General features: G+C 69.4%; 15 protein-coding genes. 3 read left to right on the forward strand and 12 right to left on the reverse strand.

What is annotated here, in order from left to right; translation table 11 throughout:
* The 9 genes from APZ15_RS16065 to hutH all read right to left on the reverse strand — a co-directional run bounded on the left by APZ15_RS16065 (position 1) and on the right by hutH (position 10,989).
* Positions 1-1,338: a glutamine synthetase family protein gene (locus APZ15_RS16065; RefSeq protein WP_027786942.1), complete on the reverse strand. Its 1,338-nt coding sequence runs from the start codon at positions 1,336-1,338 to the stop codon at positions 1-3.
* A gap of 12 nt (positions 1,339-1,350) precedes the next feature.
* The gene (locus APZ15_RS16070) at positions 1,351-2,157 is read right to left on the reverse strand and encodes a gamma-glutamyl-gamma-aminobutyrate hydrolase family protein (protein WP_027786941.1); all 807 of its coding nucleotides are present in this window, start codon (positions 2,155-2,157) and stop codon (positions 1,351-1,353) included.
* A 757-nt stretch (positions 2,158-2,914) separates the two neighbouring features.
* Positions 2,915-3,712 (reverse strand): N-formylglutamate deformylase, encoded by a 798-nt coding sequence (gene hutG / locus APZ15_RS16075; RefSeq protein WP_027786940.1) that lies wholly within the window; start codon positions 3,710-3,712, stop codon positions 2,915-2,917.
* 60 nt (positions 3,713-3,772) lie between these two features.
* Positions 3,773-5,149 carry a formimidoylglutamate deiminase gene (locus APZ15_RS16080; protein ID WP_027786939.1) on the reverse strand — a complete coding sequence of 459 codons (1,377 nt, stop codon included), beginning with the start codon at positions 5,147-5,149 and terminating at the stop codon, positions 3,773-3,775.
* An 8-nt stretch (positions 5,150-5,157) separates the two neighbouring features.
* Positions 5,158-6,381, reverse strand: a complete 1,224-nt coding sequence (gene hutI, locus APZ15_RS16085) for an imidazolonepropionase (RefSeq protein ID WP_027786938.1) — start codon at positions 6,379-6,381, stop codon at positions 5,158-5,160.
* Between the two features lie 4 nt (positions 6,382-6,385).
* A complete protein-coding gene (locus tag APZ15_RS16090; protein WP_027786937.1) occupies positions 6,386-7,036 on the reverse strand; it encodes a HutD/Ves family protein in 651 nt (216 codons plus the stop codon).
* Between the two features lie 2 nt (positions 7,037-7,038).
* On the reverse strand, positions 7,039-8,727 hold the full coding sequence (gene hutU / locus APZ15_RS16095) for a urocanate hydratase (protein WP_027786936.1): 1,689 nt from the start codon (positions 8,725-8,727) through the stop codon (positions 7,039-7,041).
* A 38-nt stretch (positions 8,728-8,765) separates the two neighbouring features.
* Positions 8,766-9,461, reverse strand: a complete 696-nt coding sequence (gene hutC, locus APZ15_RS16100) for a histidine utilization repressor (RefSeq protein WP_027786935.1) — start codon at positions 9,459-9,461, stop codon at positions 8,766-8,768.
* 4 nt (positions 9,462-9,465) lie between these two features.
* On the reverse strand, positions 9,466-10,989 hold the full coding sequence (gene hutH, locus APZ15_RS16105; protein WP_027786934.1) for a histidine ammonia-lyase: 1,524 nt from the start codon (positions 10,987-10,989) through the stop codon (positions 9,466-9,468).
* A gap of 213 nt (positions 10,990-11,202) precedes the next feature.
* Between hutH and APZ15_RS16110 the strand changes: the two genes are divergently transcribed.
* Entirely contained in the window at positions 11,203-12,135 is a 933-nt protein-coding gene (locus tag APZ15_RS16110; protein WP_027786933.1) for a glutamate/aspartate ABC transporter substrate-binding protein, read from the forward strand.
* A gap of 21 nt (positions 12,136-12,156) precedes the next feature.
* On the opposite strand, the gene APZ15_RS16115 is transcribed toward APZ15_RS16110, so the two are convergent.
* Together APZ15_RS16115 and APZ15_RS16120 are read right to left on the reverse strand one after the other, a co-directional pair.
* A complete protein-coding gene (locus APZ15_RS16115; RefSeq protein ID WP_027786932.1) occupies positions 12,157-12,912 on the reverse strand; it encodes a 4'-phosphopantetheinyl transferase family protein in 756 nt (251 codons plus the stop codon).
* Between the two features lie 183 nt (positions 12,913-13,095).
* A complete protein-coding gene (locus APZ15_RS16120) occupies positions 13,096-14,136 on the reverse strand; it encodes an alpha/beta hydrolase family protein (protein ID WP_027786931.1) in 1,041 nt (346 codons plus the stop codon).
* A gap of 349 nt (positions 14,137-14,485) precedes the next feature.
* Here APZ15_RS16120 and APZ15_RS16125 point away from each other — a divergent pair, with 349 nt between their 5' ends.
* Together APZ15_RS16125 and APZ15_RS16130 are read left to right on the forward strand one after the other, a co-directional pair.
* A complete protein-coding gene (locus APZ15_RS16125; protein WP_027786930.1) occupies positions 14,486-15,427 on the forward strand; it encodes a LysR substrate-binding domain-containing protein in 942 nt (313 codons plus the stop codon).
* A gap of 191 nt (positions 15,428-15,618) precedes the next feature.
* Positions 15,619-16,851: an MFS transporter gene (locus APZ15_RS16130; RefSeq protein WP_027786929.1), complete on the forward strand. Its 1,233-nt coding sequence runs from the start codon at positions 15,619-15,621 to the stop codon at positions 16,849-16,851.
* A gap of 135 nt (positions 16,852-16,986) precedes the next feature.
* On the opposite strand, the gene APZ15_RS16140 is transcribed toward APZ15_RS16130, so the two are convergent.
* Positions 16,987-18,465 (reverse strand): cryptochrome/photolyase family protein, encoded by a 1,479-nt coding sequence (locus APZ15_RS16140; protein WP_027786927.1) that lies wholly within the window; start codon positions 18,463-18,465, stop codon positions 16,987-16,989.
* Positions 18,466-18,512: the final 47 nt, after the last annotated feature.

Here is an 18,512-nt window from a genome sequence, read left to right on the forward strand (position 1 = left end):
TCAGACGTGCAGCAGCAGATGCCTGCGCTCCCACGAGCTGATCACGCGGAAAAACGCTTCGTATTCGGTGTCCTTCAGCGCCAGGTAGGCCTTCACGAACTTGTCGCCGAGAATGCCGGCGAGCGGCGTGCACGCCGCCATCAGCGAGATCCCCTCCTCGAGATTGCGCGGCAGCTGGTACGGCAGGTTGTAGCCGTCCGACGCGATCGGCTCGGTCGGCGCGAGCTGCTGCGACAAGCCGAGATAGCCGGCGGCGAGCGTCGCCGCGAACGCGAGGTACGGATTGCAGTCGACACCCGGAATCCGGTTCTCGATGCGGCGCGCCGACGCGCCCGACTGCGGGATGCGGAAGCCGACCGTGCGGTTGTCGTAGCCCCACTGCACGTTGATCGGCGCGGCCATGAAGCGCGACAGGCGGCGATACGAGTTGATGTACGGCGCGAAGATCGGCATCAGCGCCGGCGTGTACTTCTGCAGCCCCGCGAGATAGCTGTGGAACATCGGCGACACGGCGCCGTCTTCGCCCGAGAACAGGTTGCGCCCCGTGCGCGCGTCGGCCAGGCTCTGGTGGATGTGCATCGCCGAGCCCGGCTCGTCCTGCATCGGCTTCGCCATGAAGGTCGCGTACATGTTGTGGCGCAACGCGGCCTCGCGCACCGTGCGCTTGAACAGGAACACCTGGTCGGCCAGCGACAGCGCATCGCCGTGCACGAAGTTGATCTCCATCTGCGCGGCGCCGACTTCATGGATCAGCGTCTCGATATCGAGCCCCTGCATCTCGCAGTATTCGTAGATGTCCTCGAACAGTGAATCGAACTCGTTGACGGCCTCGATCGAATACGACTGCCGGCCGGTTTCGGCGCGCCCGGTGCGGCCAACGGGCGGACGCAGCGGCAGGTCCGGATCGGCGTTCATGTCGACCAGGTAGAACTCGAGCTCGGGCGCAACGACCGGCTGCCAGCCTTTCGCCTTGTACAGGTCGAGCACACGGCGTAGCACGTAGCGCGGCGAGATCTCGACCGGCGAGCCGTCGAAGTGCACGCAATCGTGAATCACCTGCGCGGTCGGATCGACGGCCCACGGAATCAGGCAGATCGTCGACGGATCGGGCACGCACACCATGTCGGGGTCGGTCACGCCGGTCAGCGTGCCGTCCTCCGGATAGTCGCCGGTGACGGTCTGCACCATCACGGCCTGCGGCAAGCGCATCGATTCGCCGGATTCGAACTTGTTGCGCGGAATGATCTTGCCGCGCGCGATGCCGGCCATGTCGGGAATGATCGCCTCGACCTCGGTGATGCGGTGCTGTCGCAGGAATTCGCTCAGTTCGGGTTGCATGATCGGCCTCTGTCAGTCGACGTCGGATGCGGCCGGCGACGGCATCGCGCCGCCGGCCGCATGAATGCGATGGGTCATGCGCGCGCGGCACGCCGCGCCGAATGCCGCGAAGATATCGCGCGACAGTGGCTGTTCCGCGTAGCGCCATTCGGGATGCCACTGCACGCCGAGCGCGAACGCACGCGCGCCGCGCACGCTGACGGCCTCGACCAGCCCGTCGGGCGCGCTGGCTTCGACGACGAGCCCCGCGCCGAGCTGCGCGATGCCCTGGTCGTGCAGCGAATTGACCGTCGCTTCAGGTGCGCCGTGCGCGATCCGCTGCAGCAGGCCGCCCGGCGCGAACTGCACGACGTGCGCGGGGCCGTACTGCCGTTCGAGCGGATCGGCCGGCCGCTCGCGGTGATCGTCGAAGCCGGTCGTCGCGTGCAGCCGCTGATGCAGCGTGCCGCCGTAGGCAACGTTCAGCTCCTGCATGCCGCGACAGATCGCGAGTACGGGTACGCCCGCGTCGATCGCCGCGCGGATCAGCGGCAGCGCGGTCGCATCGCGCGCGGGATCGTGCAGCGTGTCGGGCGCGCTCGCGGCACCGCCGTAATGATGCGGCTCGACGTTCGAATAACTGCCGGTCAACAGCAACCCGTCGACCGCCTCGACGATCGCATCGGCCGGCTGGCGCGCGCCGAGCGCGGGCAGCACGAAGGCAAGCACGCCCGCGCCGTCGACGAGCGCGGCCAGGTACTTCTCCCCCGCCGTGTGGTTCGGATGTGCACCGCGCAGGATGCGGTCGGCGGTCACGGCTACGATCGGTCGCGCACGCATGGGTGTCTCTCCGGCAATCGCGCGCGACACGTTCGCACGCGGGACGATGAAGGTTCGCGCCGGCACCGCCCGCGCGCGCCACGATGCGCCGCATGCCCAAACGCGATCCTGCCGCGCGGACGATGCGGCAACAGGCGGTGCGGCCCGGAACGGACGTGGAAAGGGACGCTAGGGCAACAACGATGCGCTGCCGTCGCACTGCACCGCGCTGAACACGCGGGCAGCCACGAGGTTGAAGCGGCGCAGGCCGCGACGGGAAATGGCGAAGAAACGAGGTTCGCGCAAAGAGGCGGCACGCGTGCCGCGATCAGCATGCCGGATCGGCCCGGCCTGAGGCGGCGCGCCCGCCGACGGACTTCGCGTCCGGCGTATCGAAGGGCTGGCGGCTTTCACGATCGTACTCGACTGACGGATGAATGCAGGACACGTGTCGCGATGAAGCGCATGCGGCAATGCCGCGCGGCGACACGTCGGCAAGGTGTCTCGCCGCGCATTCCGGTGCGGTGCGGCCACGTTCGATGGCCCGCCGCCGATGCGCGCGTGACGACTTCCTGACATTCAGCTTATATCACCTAAAAATTGCGTCAAATTTTCAGGTGCGGATGACGACATCGATCAGACGAAACCCGGACGAAAAAAACGGCACCGATCTCGTGGATCGATGCCGTGTTGTGCATTGCATCGGTGCGGCACGCTGCGTGCCGGCGGGCCGTGACGCACCCGCTCCGCCGCGCTGCCGCATCCGCGCGGCCCGGGTTCAGCGATGCGCGAGCGCGGTTTCGACGAGCGTCTGCAATAGCGGCACAATCCGCGCCGCACGCGTTTCGTCGTACGCGTAGGGGCGCGTCTCTTCCATGTAGGTGATCTGCGAGAGCTCGAGTTGCACGGCCTCGACGCCCGTTTCGGGCACGCCGTAGTGGCGCGTGATGTAGCCGCCCTTGAAGCGCCCGTTCGCGACGGCCGTATAGCCGCCATGTTCGAGCACGCGCGCGGCGAGCGCCTCCGCCAGGCCCGGCGCGGCACTTGCACCGCTCGACGTGCCGAAGTTGAAGTCCGGCAGGCGGCCGTCGAAGAAGCGCGGCACGTGCGAGCGGATCGAATGCGCTTCCCACACGAGCACGCGGCCGTGCTCGCGCTTCAGGCGTGCGACCTCGCCTTGCAGCGCGTCGTGATACGGCAGCCAGTAGCGATCGCGGCGACGCATGATCTCGTCGTTGCCGGGCAGCGCGTTCGCCGGATACAGCGGCACCTTGTCGAACGTATCGACCGGCACGAGCCCCGTCGTGTCCTGCCCCGGGTACAGGTTCTCGTTGTCGGGCGGACGGTTCAGGTCGACGACGTAGCGCGCATGCGACGGCACGAGGATCGATGCGCCGAGGCCGGCCGCGAAGCCGTACAGCCGTTCGAGATGCCAGTCGCAATCGTCGACGAAACGCGCGTCGGCCGTCATCGTCGCGGCGATGTCGTCGGGGATGTACGTGCCTGCGTGCGGAATCGAGATCAGCAGCGGCAGCGTGCCCTGCTTCAGCGTGAATACAGCCGGTTGTTCAGTCATGTCGCATCACCGTTGAAAGTCTGCCGGCGCACGCAGGCGGCGCGCGCCGGTTGCCGCGCGTCAGCGCAGCAGTTGCGCCAGCGCGGCGCGGTAGTCGGCATACGCGACGGCTTCGTCGCGATGGCGGCGGCCGCTCACGACGCGCTCGCCGCCCGTGTAGACGTCGAGCACCGGCGTCTCGCCGTGCTCCGCGAACACGATACCCGACAACCACGACGTGCTGTCGTGTTCGGCGATCGCCGGATGATCGGGATCGAGGACGAGCCAGTCGGCGCGGCACCCTTCGCGCAGCGCACCGACGCGCCGCCCGCTGGCCTGCGCGCCGCCCGTGAGCGACGCGTCGAACAGGCGATCGGCGACATGCGCCTGCGTGTCGCTCGCCAGCACGTTGCGCGCGCGGTGCACGAGCCGTTGCCCGTATTCGAGCAGGCGCAGCTCGGCACGCCAGTCGACCGACGCGTGGCTGTCCGAGCCGACGCCGATCACGCCGCCTTGCGCGAGATAGTCGACGGCCGGGAACACGCCGTCGCCGAGGTTTGCCTCGGTCGTCAGGCACAGGCCGGCGACCGCGCGACGCTGCGCGAGCGCGGCCGTTTCGGACGCGTCGACGTGCGTCGCGTGCACGAGACACCAGCGTGCGTCGACATCGAAGCGATCGAGCAGCCATTGCACGGGGCGCGCGCCGTAGGCACGCACGCAGTCGTCGACTTCGGCCGTCTGCTCGGCGATATGGATATGCACGGGCGCGTCGTCGGGCAGCCCGTCGAGCAGCACGCGCAACCCGTTCTCGGACACCGCCCGCAGCGAGTGCGGCGCGACGCCGTAGCGCAGCCCGCCATGCTCCGGCGCCGCGCGACGCATCGCGTCGAGCAGCTCGAGCAGGCCGTCGGGCGTATTGATGAAGCGGCGCTGGTCGTCGCGCGGCGGCTTGTTGCCGAAGCCGGCGAACTGGTACGACACGGGCAGCATCGTGATGCCGATGCCGGCCGAGCGTGCAGCGTCGACCACGCGCGTGCCGAGTTCCGCGATCTGCGGATAACGCGAGCCGTCCTGCGCGTGATGCACGTAGTGGAATTCGCACACCGACGTATAGCCGCACTTGAGCATCTCGACGTACAGCCAGCGCGCGATCGCGGCGAGCGCGTCGGGCGTGATCTTCAGCGCGAAGCGGTACATCAGGTCGCGCCAGCTCCAGAAGCTGTCGGCCGGATTCGCGCGGTATTCGGTGAGCCCCGCCATCGCGCGCTGGAACGCGTGCGAATGCAGGTTCGGCATGCCGGGCAGCACCGGCCCGGCCGCACGCGCGACGCCTGCCGGGGCGTCGGTGTCGGGCGTCACGCCGGTCAGCGTGCCGGCCGCGTCCCAGCGCAGCAGCACGTTACGGCGCCAGCCGTCGGGCAGGTACGCATGGTCTGCGAACAACAGGGTGTCGGTCATAAGGCTATCTATCCATTCATCCGGCGAAACACGGTCGTGCCGCCGCGTACGACCTGCTCGCACAGCGGCCGGCCGATCCAGTAGGCGAGCTCCGCCAGCGAGCCGACCGACCATGCGGCGAAGTCGGCCTGGCGACCGACCTCGAGCGCGCCGTGGCGATCCGCGCGACCGAGCGCCGCGGCCGCATGGCGCGTCACGCCCTGCAGCACTTCGGGCACCGTCATGCGGAACAGCGTGCAGCCCATGTTTAGCGTCAGCAGCAGCGATTCGAGCGGCGACGTGCCGGGGTTGTGATCGGTCGCGAGCGCGATCGGCACGCCGTGCTTGCGCAGCAGCTCGATCGGCGGCAGTTGCGTCTCGCGGATGAAGTAGTACGCGCCGGGCAGCAGCACGGCGACCGTGCCGGCCGCCTTCATCGCCTCGATGCCGGCTTCGTCGAGGAATTCGAGGTGGTCGGCGGACAGTGCCCGATAGCGGGCGGCGAGCGCCGTGCCGCCCGCGTTCGACAGTTGCTCCGCATGCAGCTTCACGGGCAGCCCGCGCCGCGTCGCGGCTTCGAACACGCGCTCGGTCTGGGCGAGCGAAAAGCCGATGCGTTCGCAGAACACGTCGACCGCGTCGACGAGCCCCTCGTCGGCCAGTGCCGGCAGCATCCGGTCGCACACTTCGTCGATGTATTCGTCCGCGCGGCCCGCATATTCCGGCGGCAGCGCATGCGCGCCGAGGAACGTCGTGTAGACCGTGACCGGGAAGCGCTCGCCGAGCTGGCGCGCGACGCGCAGCATCTTGCGTTCGCTCGCGAGGTCGAGCCCGTAGCCCGACTTGATCTCGATCGCGGTCACGCCTTCGGCCAGCAGCGGCTGCAGCCGCGCGGCGGCCTGCACGAACAGCGTCGTCTCGTCGGCCGCGCGCGTCGCGCGCACCGTCGACACGATCCCGCCGCCCTGCCGCGCGATCTCCTCGTAGCTGACGCCCGCGAGGCGCTGCGCGAATTCGTCGGCACGCGTGCCGCCGTATACGAGGTGCGTATGGCAGTCGACGAGGCCCGGCGTCACCCACGCGCCGTGCAGATCCTCGCGCCGCCAGTGGGCATAACCGTGCGGCAGCGCGGACATCGCGCCAAGCCAGGCGATCGTGCCGGTTTCGTCGACGGCGATCGCCGCGTCGTCGATCGTCTCGTCAGGATGGCCGCGCGGACACAGCCTCAGGTGATGCCAGACAGTCGGTTTCATGCGTTCAGTCTCGTTCGCCGATGGCGAGCGACACGGCGAGCAACGCGCCGCTACCGCTCACGACGACGTCAAACGCACGCCGCGGCCCGTCGAGCCGCAACGTGTCCATTTCTTCCAATGTGTAGCGCGTGCCGTCGATTTCAACGGCGACCTCGCCGGTCGCGCAAAACAACAGCACGGTATCGGCGTGCCCGATGCGGTGCGCGCCTGCGCGCCACACGTCGAGCGTGCCGCGCGCGGCCGAACGGCGCGTCATCAGGTTGAAGTCGCGCGTCGCGCCGTCGTGCAGCGTCGCGTCGATCGCCGCCTCGCCCGCGAAATCCGCGCGGGCCAGCGGTGCGTCGAGCACGTGGCGTGCGCCGCCTTCCTCGGCGAGCGTCATGCCCGCGCCGGACAGCAGCACGAGCGTGCGGTCGACGCCGTCGAAACGCGAGAACGGGCCGTCCGTGCCGACGTCCGCGACGCTCACGCGCCACGCGAACGCGTCGAGCGCGGCGCCCGGCGGCGCCCCGAAGGAAGTCCCCGTAGGGGAAAACGCCGCGATTTCGCGCGTCACGCCGCCGCCGTTCTTCCATGGCGACGCGACGAGATCCGCTGCGCGGATCACCGCGGCGGCCAGCGTCGCGTTCGCCGGCGCCTGGTGGAGCGCCGTCATGCTCAGCGGCCGAGCATCGGCAGCTTCAGGCCGGCTTCGCGGGCCGTCTGCTGCGCGAGTTCGTAGCCGGCATCCGCATGGCGCATCACGCCCGTCGCCGGGTCGTTCAGCAGCACGCGGCCGAGACGCTCGTGCGCTTCGGCGGTACCGTCGGCGACGATCACGACGCCCGAGTGCTGCGAGAAGCCCATGCCGACACCGCCGCCATGGTGCAGCGACACCCACGATGCGCCGCCCGCGGTGTTCAGCAGCGCGTTCAGCAGCGGCCAGTCGCTCACGGCGTCCGAACCGTCCTTCATCGATTCCGTCTCGCGGTTCGGGCTCGCGACCGAACCGGTGTCGAGGTGGTCGCGGCCGATCACGATCGGGGCCTTCAGTTCGCCGTTCTTGACCATCTCGTTGAACGCCTGGCCGAGGCGATAGCGATCCTTCACGCCGACCCAGCAGATCCGCGCCGGCAGGCCCTGGAACGCGATGCGCTCACGTGCCATGTCGAGCCAGTTGTGCAGGTGCGGATCGTCGGGGATCAGCTCCTTCACCTTCTGGTCGGTCTTGTAGATGTCTTCCGGATCGCCCGACAGCGCGACCCAGCGGAACGGGCCCTTGCCTTCGCAGAACAGCGGGCGGATATAGGCCGGCACGAAGCCCGGGAAGTCGAACGCGTTCTCGACACCCATTTCCAGCGCCATCTGGCGGATGTTGTTGCCGTAGTCGAGCGTCGCCGCGCCGCGCTCCTGCAGCGCCAGCATCGCGCGCACCTGGACGGCCATCGACTGCTTCGCGACCTTCACGATGCTCTGCGGATCGACCTTCTGCGCTTCGCGCCATTGCGCGACGGTCCAGCCTTGCGGCAGGTAGCCGTTGATCGGGTCGTGCGCGCTCGTCTGGTCGGTCACGCAATCCGGCGTGATGCCGCGCGTGACGAGTTCCGCGAACACGTCGGCCGCGTTGCCGAGCAGGCCGACCGACACCGGCTTGCCGGTGCGCTTCGCTTCCTCGATCATGCCGAGCGCCTCGTCGAGCGTCGTCGCCTTCTTGTCGACATAGCGCGTCTTCAGGCGGAAGTCGATGCGCGTCTCGTCGCATTCGACCGCGATCATCGAGAAGCCGGCCATCGTCGCGGCCAGCGGCTGCGCGCCGCCCATGCCGCCGAGGCCGCCCGTCAGGATCCAGCGGCCCGACGGATCGCCGTTGAAGTGCTGGTTCGCGACCGAGAAGAACGTTTCATAGGTGCCCTGAACGATGCCCTGGCTGCCGATGTAGATCCAGCTGCCGGCCGTCATCTGGCCGTACATCATCAGGCCCTTGCGGTCGAGCTCGTGGAAGTGGTCCCAGTTCGCCCAGTGCGGCACGAGGTTCGAGTTGGCCAGCAGCACGCGCGGTGCATCCTTGTGCGTGCGGAACACACCGACCGGCTTGCCCGACTGGATCAGCAGCGTTTCGTTTTCCTCGAGATCCTTCAGCGACGCGAGGATCTGGTCGTAGCATTCCCAGTTGCGCGCCGCGCGGCCGATGCCGCCGTATACGACAAGCGCATGCGGATGCTCGGCGACTTCCGGGTCGAGGTTGTTCTGGATCATCCGGTAGGCCGCTTCGGCCAGCCAGGTCTTGCAGACTTTCTCGCTGCCGCGCGGCGCGCGGATCGTGCGCGTCGGATCGAGACGGGGATCGATGTGTTTCGGATGGTTCATGACGACTGCTCCCGAGGGAAATGAATATCAAATAGGAATCAGAAATGCCCGGTGAAGCGATAACGGCTGCCGGGATGCCACAGATTCGCCACCGAGGCGACGACGCCCTGCGACCAGGTGCGCCGATGTAAAACCAGACACGGCTCGACGTCGTCCATCCGCAGCTGCTCGCGCCGCTCCGGCGCCGGGGCCGCCGCTTCGATCCGGTACTCGACGCGCTGCAGCGGAGCCGCGCGCATCAGGTACAGGTTCGGCGTCGTGTTCGTGAAATCCTGCTCGGCGTAATCCGGCGCGACCGCCGGATTCACCCACCGCTCTTCGAGCTGCACCGGCTCGTCGTTCTCGAAATGCAGCACCTGCGAATGAAACAGCTTCGTGCGCACGGCCACCTGCATCTCGTCGGCGAGCACCTCGTCGGCGCGGATCGTGTCGAGGCCGAGCACGCTCGCGCGATACGCATGCCCGCGCGCGCCGACCTCCTCCGAGATGCTGCGGATCGCCACCAGCGTCGACTCGTACTTCGGCCGCGCGACGTAGGTGCCCGCGCCCTTCATGCGCGTGAGCACCTGCTCGGCCGTCAACTCGCGCAGCGCGCGGTTGACGGTCATGCGCGCCACCTTGAACTCGCGCGCCAGCTCGTTCTCGGACGGCACCTGGTCGCCCTCCTCCCACTCGCCTGCGTGGATGCGGGCCAGGATGAAATCCTTGATCTCCTGGTAGACCGGCGCGCTCATGGGCTTACTGTTCCGACGCGAACGAGAACGGCGCGACCTTCGCGAACGCACGCTCGCCGACCAGCTTCGCGATCACCGCGATGTCCGGTGCGAAGTAGTGGTCGAGCTCGTAGTGCGCGACCTTGCCGCGGATCGTTTCCATCACGGGCGCGAGCTTCGGGCTCGTGTGGTGCGGCGCGCGCAGGTCGACACCTTGCGCGGCGGCCAGCAGTTCGATCGCGAGGATGTGCTTCGTGTTGTCCGCGATGTCGGCGAGCTTGCGTGCGGCGAACGTCGCCATCGACACGTGATCTTCCTGGTTCGCCGAGGTCGGCAGCGAGTCGACCGACGCCGGGTGCGCGAGCGTCTTGTTTTCCGATGCGAGTGCGGCGGCCGTCACGTGGGCGATCATGAAGCCCGAGTTCACGCCGCCGTCCCGCACGAGGAACGGGGGCAGGCCCGACAGCGTCGCGTCGATCAGCAGCGCGATGCGGCGTTCGGCCAGTGCGCCGATTTCCGATGCGGCCAGTGCGAGGTTGTCGGCCGCGAACGCGACGGGCTCGGCGTGGAAGTTGCCGCCCGACAGCACTTCGCCGGTATCCGGGAAGATCAGCGGGTTGTCCGACACGGCGTTCGCTTCGATCAGCAGCACGTCGGCCGCGTGACGCATCTGGTCCAGGCACGCGCCCATCACCTGCGGCTGGCAGCGCAGGCTGTACGGGTCCTGCACCTTGTCGCAATCGCGGTGCGACTGGTTGATCGGCGAGCCTTCGAGCAGCTCGCGATACGACGCTGCCGCGTCGATCTGGCCTTGATGGCCGCGCAGTTCATGAATGCGTGCGTCGAACGGCTTCACCGAGCCGGCGGCCGCGTCGACCGACAGCGCGCCCGCGACGAGCGCGGTGCGGTACAGGTCTTCGATCGCGAACATGTTGTCGAGCGCGAGCGCGGTGGATGCCTGCGTGCCGTTCAGCAGCGCGAGGCCTTCCTTCGCCTGCAGCGTCAGCGGCGCGAGGCCCGCGACGCGCAGGCCGTCGAGCGCGCTCGCCCGCTCGCCGCGGATGAACACTTCGCCGACGCCCAGCAGCACGGCCGACATGTGCGCGAGCGGCGCGAGGTCGCCCGACGCGCCGACCGAGCCCTTCACCGGAATCAGCGGCAGCACGTCCGCGTTGAACAGCTTGATCAGCGCGTCCATCACTTCGCGGCGGATGCCCGAGTGGCCGCGGCCGAGGCTCGACAGCTTCAGCGCCATCAGCAGGCGCACCGACGAACGTGCCATCGGCTCGCCGACGCCGACCGCGTGCGACAGCACGAGGTTCTTCTGCAGCAGTTCGAGCTGGTCGTGCGGGATGTGCGTGCTCGCCAGGCGGCCGAAGCCCGTGTTGATGCCGTAGGCCGGCTCGCCCTTCGCGGCGATGTCGGCGACGGCCTTCGCGCCGGCGTCGATCTTCGCGAAGCTGGCCGGATCGAGCGCCAGCTGAACGGATTCGCGTGCGATCTGGCGCAGTTGCGGGAGGGTCAGGTGGCCGGGGGTCAACGTAATCATGTGAGCAATCCTGTCTAGACAAGTTCGGAGTGGTTTGAAGTGTAGCCACCCGAACTTGTCTAGACAACCCGTTTTTCACCGATTTCGACTCGGGAGTTTCCCTGATGCCCGGTGTGGCCCGCCGGACCGGTCGGCGGGATCCGGCTCTTAACATATGTTGCAATTATTTTTTCTTTGGCAACATACGAATCACCACTCGCCACGGAGCCCGTCATGCCCATCCCGCCCCGTTTCATCGCCCGGTTCATCGCCCGGTTCGGCCGCCCCCTGCTCTTCGCCGCGTGCTCACTCGCATGCGGCGCCTCGTTCGCCGCGGAGCCGCTCGCCGGCACGCTCGAGAAGATCCGGCAAAGCAACCTGATCTCGATCGGCCACCGCGAAACGTCGGTGCCGTTCTCCTACGTCGACGCGAACGGCAAGGTCATCGGCTTCTCGCAGGACCTGTGCGACCGCGTGATCGCCGCCGTGAAGGCGCGCGTCGGCAAGCCCGACCTGCAGGTGCGCTTCATCCCCGTCACGTCGCAGAACCGCATCCCGCTCGTGCAGAACGGCACCGTCGATCTCGAATGCGGCGTCACCACGAACCTTGCGGCGCGTCACGCGCAGGTCGCGTTCTCGACCACCTTCTTCGTCGCGACGACGCGCCTGCTCACGCGCACTCGCTCGGGCATCCGCGACTTCCCCGACCTCGCCGGCAAGACGGTCGTGACGAACCAGGGCACGACGTCCGAGCGCCTGCTGCGCAGGATGAACGAGGAAAAGAAGATGAACATGCAGATCATCAGCGCGAAGGACTACGGCGAAGGACGCCTCACGCTCGAATCGGGCCGCGCGGCCGCGTACATGATGGACGACGTGCTGCTCGCGGGCGTGCGCCAGCTCGCCGCGAAGCCGGCCGACTGGCAGATCGTCGGCACGCCGCAGTCGTCGGAGGCCTACGGGTTCATGCTGCGCAAGGACGATCCGCAGTTCAAGGCGCTCGTCGACGGCGTGCTCGTGCAGTCGATGAAGCGCGGCGAGATCGATGCGCTGTACGACAGGTGGTTCATGAAGCCGGTGCCGCCGAAGGGGCTCGCGTTCGACTTCCCGATGAGCGACGTGATCAAGGCGCGCTACGCGGCACCGAACGACGCGCCGCTCGAATGAGCGCCGCGCGCTGACGCCGGCTCACGCACGCGTCCACGCGATGCACGCCGCGTAGCCGGGCGCCGCGTCGAGCCACGCCGCGTCGAACGCCGCGACGCCGGCGGCGGGCGCGGCCGGCTCGACGATCGTCGTCGCAGGGGTCGCGACATCGCGCGGCGGCACGACCGCGAACGCTCGCAACCCGCCGACGATGCCGGTGCCGAGCGCCTTGAGCAGCGCTTCCTTCGCCGCCCACACGCGCATGAACGCCGCCGCGCGCGCGGCGGGCGACACGCTGTCGAGCCACGCAGTCTCGGCGGGCGCGCAGACTTCGCGTGTGAGCGCACGCCAGTCGGCCGCGCGGTCGCAGCACTCGATATCGACACCGACGCGGCCCGCGGGCGCCCACGCGAGCAATGCGTGATCGCCCGCATGCGACACGTTGAAATCGAGTGACGTCCGATGCGCGGGGGCCGGCGACGGCCGCCCCGATGCGTCGACGACGATCGCGACCGCATGCGGCGCGACACCGAGCGCCGCGCCGAGCACGTCGCGCAGCGCGGCACGTGTCGCGGCGCTGCGTACCGCATCCTCGTGACGCATGAAGCGCGCGGCGCGCGCGCGCTCGTCATCGCTCAGCGCCGCATAGGCCGGCGACGCGAGCGGCACGCTCCAGTCGAAATCGATACGCACGGCCCGCACACCCGCGCGTGCCGCGGCGGGCGGCACATCGAGCGCGTGCACGCGCCATGCGCGAGCGGTATCGGCCGGGGAAGCAGAATCGGACGGAATGGACATCGGTGCGCAGCAGCCTGTGCCGTGGAAGGAAACGCCCGATGTTAATCGATCGCGCCGGCGCACGAACCGGCTTGTGTGCGACTCGCCGCAGCCGCATCGAATCGGGGCGGCTTCATGTGCCGCATGCGAAGGCCGCGCACGGCAGCACGCCATGCCCGCGACGCATCGTGCAGCCGCCGCGCCTCACCCGTTCGCGGCGACACCCGGCACGCCGCTACCCGCCCCTCGCCCGCGCGACGCCGGGTGAAGCGCATGCACGTGGCCCGGCGCATCGGCCGGCAGCACGCCGTGCTGCAGCCAGTACAACGCGAGCGGCCACAGCGTGTCGGTGAAGCGGCTGTGGAAAAACGCGAAATGGCCGATCGCCTCGACGCCGATGTCGGCCGGCGCGATCCGCAGATGCGTGACGTCGCTGCCCGTGTAGTAGCCGACCAGCCGCTCGATCGCCTCGACCGTGCCGAACCCGTCGTCGTCGAGACCGATCGCGAGCATCGGCGCCGACAGTCCCGCGAAGCGGATGGGCAACGCGGCGCGGCTTGCGGCGGGTTCGGCGAGCAGGCCGCGCGTATAACCATCCTCGAAGCGCGCCTGCGAGCGCACCCACGACAACGCGACGCCGCGCGGCGTGTCCTCCATCCAGCCGAGCCGCTTCGCGGGCACGTAGCCGAACACGGCCGCGAGCAGCGGCATCGCGACATGCCACTTCCACCACATGCGCCGCCGTTCGGCCGGCAGGTAATCGCGCCAGTACGCGTACTGCGCGCCGACCGTCACCGCGTGCCGCACGTGTGCGTTCGATGCCGCGAGCCCGAGCGCGAACCCGCCGATGCTGTGCGCGACCACGTCGATCGGCTGGCCCGGAAACGCGTCGCGCGCGTACCGCAGCGCGGCGTCGCAATCGAGCCGCCCCCAGTCGAGCCAGTTCGCGCGCAGCTTCGCGAGCTGCGCCGGGCGCGACCCGCCGATGCCGCGATAGTCGTAGACGAGCACGTCGCGCCCCTGTGAGAACAACCAGGCCGCGAAACGAAAGTAGTAGTCGCAACGCACCGATGTCGCGCAATTGATGACCGTCACGGGCCGCGCGGCACTGCCGCCGCGATGGCGCCATACATGGCCGCGCAATTCGTAGCCGTCGGCCGCGCGCAGCGTCACGGGCTCGGGCGGCAATGCGCCTGCCGCACGGCTGCCCTGCGTTGTCCCGCTGCTTTCGTTCGAAATCGTCATCGAGTCTCCTGTCGGTCCGAGTTAGCGCTTTAGCGCTTACTCGGACCCCATGCTTCGCGGTCGGCCCGAGTTAGCGCTTTAGCGCTTACTCGGACCCCATGCTTCGCGGTCGGTCCGCGTTGGCGCTTTAGCGCTTACTCGGGCCCCATGCTTCGCGGTCGGTCCGCGTTAGCGCTTTAGCGCTTACCCGAACCCCATGCTTCGCGGTCGGCCCGAGTTGCCGCTTCAGCCCTTACCCGAACCCCATGCTTCGCGGTCAGCCCCGCGCTCCCCGCGCCAGCCTCCATTGAACTTGACGCGCCCCGCGTTCTCAACCAATCTTGCTGCTCCGTTCGCATGAGTCACGCGCATGTCAACGCCACTCGTCCGTCTCCCGTCGCTCGACCTCGTCCGCGGTTTCGTCGCCGTCGGCCGCCGCATGAGCATCACGCTCGCCGCGCAGGATCTGTGCGTCACGCAATCGGCGGTCAGCCGCCAGGTGCACGCGCTCGAAGCGCATCTCGGCGTCGCGCTGCTGCAGCGCGGCTACCGGAAGATCGCGTTCACGCCGGAAGGCGAGCGGCTGTTTCGCGTCGCCGATGCGGCCCTGCACGGCCTGCAGGACACCGTCGCGTCGCTCGCCGCCGCACGCGAGCGCCAGCCCGTCACGATCACCGCGAGCATCGGCGTCACCGCGCTGTGGTTGCTGCCGCGGCTCGGGCGGCTGCAGGCGCGCCTGCCGGAGATCGACCTGCGCGTCGCCGCGAACGACAAGGTACTCGATTTGCGCGCCGAAGGCATCGACCTCGGCGTCCGCTATTGCCCGCGCGACCGCGCGCCGGCCGGCGCGCTGCACCTGTTCGACGAGATCGTCGTGCCGGTCGCCCATCCCGCGCTCGCCGCACGCCCCGTCACGAACGCGCCCGCGATCGCCGACCACGTCCTGCTCGAATTCGACGGGCCGCCGCAGCCGCAACTGCAATGGCGCACGCACCTGCTCGCGGCCGGGCTCGGCGACGCGCGCCCGAAAGGGGTGCTGCGCTTCAACCAGTACGACCAGGTGATCCAGGCCGCGATCGCGGGCCAGGGCGTCGCGCTCGGGCGGCTCGCGCTCGTCGCGCCGATGCTCGCGGACGGGCGGCTCGCGGTGCTCGGGCCGCACACGCAGGCGCTGTCGGAGGCGTACGGCTACTGGCTGTTCCAGCACGATCCGGCACCGCGCCGCGAAGTCGCCGAAGTCCGCGACTGGATGCTCGCCGAAGCAGCCGAATGCGATACCGCGATGCGTGCGCACGATAGGGCGTCGGCATAGGCCGGAGCCGAAGCCGGTTTGGCGAATGCCGCCGGCCGCGGCCGGGCACGCCCGCCGGATCCCGCGCGCCCTTCGTCGCATTCCCCGCACGCATGCCAACCTGACCGAATGATCGCTTGAGCGTCGACGGGCCCGATCGTCTAATCGGATCGAGCGCGGCCGTTTTGCCGCGCCCCCTTCCGGAGACACGCATGACCCCGATCGAGCAGGAAGTCCGCCGCCGCTGGCTGCCCGTACTGGCCGGCGGCCTGATCATGGGCGCCGCGCTCGGCATCCGCCACGTGCAGGGCCTGTTCCTCGCGCCGGTGTCGCTCGATCACGGCTGGTCGCGCGAAGCGTTCGGGCTCGCGCTGGCGCTGCAGAACCTGATCTGGGGCGTCGCGCAGCCGTTCACGGGCATGATCGCCGATCGTTTCGGGTCGCTGCGCGTGATCGTCGCCGGGATGCTGCTCTATGCGGCCGGGCTCGTCACGATGGCGCATGCGGCGACGACCGGCATGTTCACGGTCGGTGCCGGGCTCGTGATCGGCATCGCGTTGTCGGGCTCGGCGTTCGCATCGATCTACGGCGCGCTGAGCCGCCTGTTTCCGCCCGACCGGCGCGGCTGGGCGCTCGGCGTCGCAGGCGCGATCGGCGGGCTCGGCCAGTTCTGCATGGTGCCCGTCGCGCAGGAGCTGATCGGCGGCATCGGCTGGCGGCATGCGTTCATCGCACTGGCGCTCGTCGCGGTGGTGCTCGCGCCGCTCGCCGTGCTGCTGCGCGACCGGCCCGCGCAGGTTGCCGGCGCCGCCGCCGGCCCCGACCAGTCGATCGGCGAAGCCGTGCGCGAGGCGTTCGCGCATCGCGGCTTCTGGCTGCTGAACGCGGGCTTCTTCGCGTGCGGCTTCCAGCTCGCCTTCATCGCGACGCATCTTCCCGCGTACCTGCTGGATCACGGGCTGCCGGCACGCCACGCGAGCGTCGCGCTCGCGCTGATCGCGCTGACCAACGTGGCCGGCACCTATGCGTGCGGCCATCTCGGCGGGCTGCTGCGGCGCAAGTACGTGCTGTCGGTGCTGTACCTCGTGCGTGCGCTCACGATGGCCGTATTCGTCGCCGCGCCGCTGTCGCCCGCGAGCGTCTACGTGTTCGCGGCCGTCATGGGGTTCACGTGGCTCGGCACCGTGCCGCTGACGAACGGCGTGATCTCGCAGGTGTTCGGCGTGCGGTACATCGCGACGCTGTTCGGCTTCGTGTTCTTCGGTCACCAGCTCGGCAGCTTCTTCGGTGTCTGGCTCGGTGCGCTCGTGTACGACGCGACGCATTCGTACATGCCGCTGTGGATCGGCTCGATCGCGCTCGGCGTACTCGCGGCGCTGCTGCACCTGCCGATCAACGACGCGCGCGTCGCGCGTCCCGCAGCGGGTAACGCGGCGTGGGCATGATCCGCGCGGCACTGGCTGCCGGCACGCTCGCGTTCGTCGCGTGGTGCGGCGCGGCCTACTTCGATTCGGGCGTCGCGTACGCGCTGCTCGAACACGCCGCGTTCTGCAATTGACGCGGCAACCCGGAGCGGGCGGTCAGCGGCGCTTCGGCAATGCGGCCAGCGCATCGAGCGCGCGGGCACGCGCGGCCGCATGCTCGACGAGCGGTTCCGGATAGTCGACGCCGAGCCGCACGCCTGCCGCTTCGAGTTCCAGCGGCGAAGCTTCCCACGGCGCGTGGATCGATGCGGCGTCGAGGCCGGTCAGCTCGGGCACCCAGCGCCGCACGTACGCGCCGTCCGGGTCGAACTTCCGCCCCTGCGCGACCGGATTGAAGATGCGGAAATACGGCGCGGCGTCGGCACCGCAGCCGGCCACCCACTGCCAGCTCGCCGCGTTGTTCGCGGGATCGGCGTCGACCAGCGTGTCCCAGAACCACGTTTCGCCCGCGCGCCAGTCGATCAGCAGATGCTTGATCAGGAACGACGCGACGACCATCCGCACGCGGTTGTGCATCCAGCCGGTCGTCCACAGTTCGCGCAGGCCCGCATCGACGAGCGGATAGCCGGTCAGCCCGCGCTGCCACGCGCGCAGCGCGGCGGGATCGTCGCGCCACGGCATTGCATCGAACTGCGCGCGGAAGTTGTCGGTCGCGAGTGCCGGAAAGTGATACAGCAGCGTGTAGCTGAATTCGCGCCAGCCGAGTTCGCTCAGGAACTTGTCGGCGCCGGCCGCGCATGCCGCGCCGCCGGCCTGCGCGGCGCCCTGCACCGCGTGCCACACCTGTCGCGGCGACACGTTGCCGAAGCGCAGGAACGGCGACAGCCGGCTCGTCGCGGGGCGGTCGGGACGGTCGCGCGCATCCGCGTAATCGGCGAGCGAGGTCGTCAGAAACGCGTCGAGCTGCGCGTGCGCGCCGCCTTCGTCGGGCGCGGGCCACGCGTCGCGCAGGCCGCCGGCCCAATCCGGCGCCGGCGGACGCAATGCCAGCGCATCGAGCGCCAGTGCGCGGTCGCTCACGGCCTTCGGCCAGCGATGAAACCCGATCCGTTCGGGCTCGGGCAGCGGCGCGGCCACCGCGCGATCGCGGCGCGCCGCGCGCCAGTACGCGGTGAACACCTGGTACGGCCCGCCGCTGCCCGTCAGCACCTCCCACGGCTCGTTCAACAGGCTGCCGTTGCTGCTCTCGACCGTGACGCCGCGCGCCTTGAGCGACGCCTTCAGCGCCGCGTCGGCGTCGCGCTGCGGTTGCGCATAACGACGGTTCCAGTACACCGCTTGCGCACCCGTGTCGTGCACGACGCGTTCGATCTCGCGCGGCGCGTCGCCGCGCAACAGCAGCAGGCGTCCGCCATGACGCGCAAGCGCCGCGTCGAGCCCGGCCAGCGACCCGTGCAGCCACCAGCGCGCCGCGCCGCCGGGCGCGCGCCCGGCGCCGACGCCCGTGTCGTCGACGAATACGCATACGAGCGGCCGGCCCGACGCCACCGCGCGCGTCAGCGCGGGCTGGTCGGTCACGCGCAGATCGTCGCGGAACCAGACGATCGCGGGAGCAACGGACGACTTGGCGGGCACGGGCACCTCGATGACGAAAGCGGGAAGAGACGCGTATTGTCGCGGCT

The organism is Burkholderia cepacia ATCC 25416 (assembly GCF_001411495.1).
GTDB lineage: Bacteria > Pseudomonadota > Gammaproteobacteria > Burkholderiales > Burkholderiaceae > Burkholderia > Burkholderia cepacia.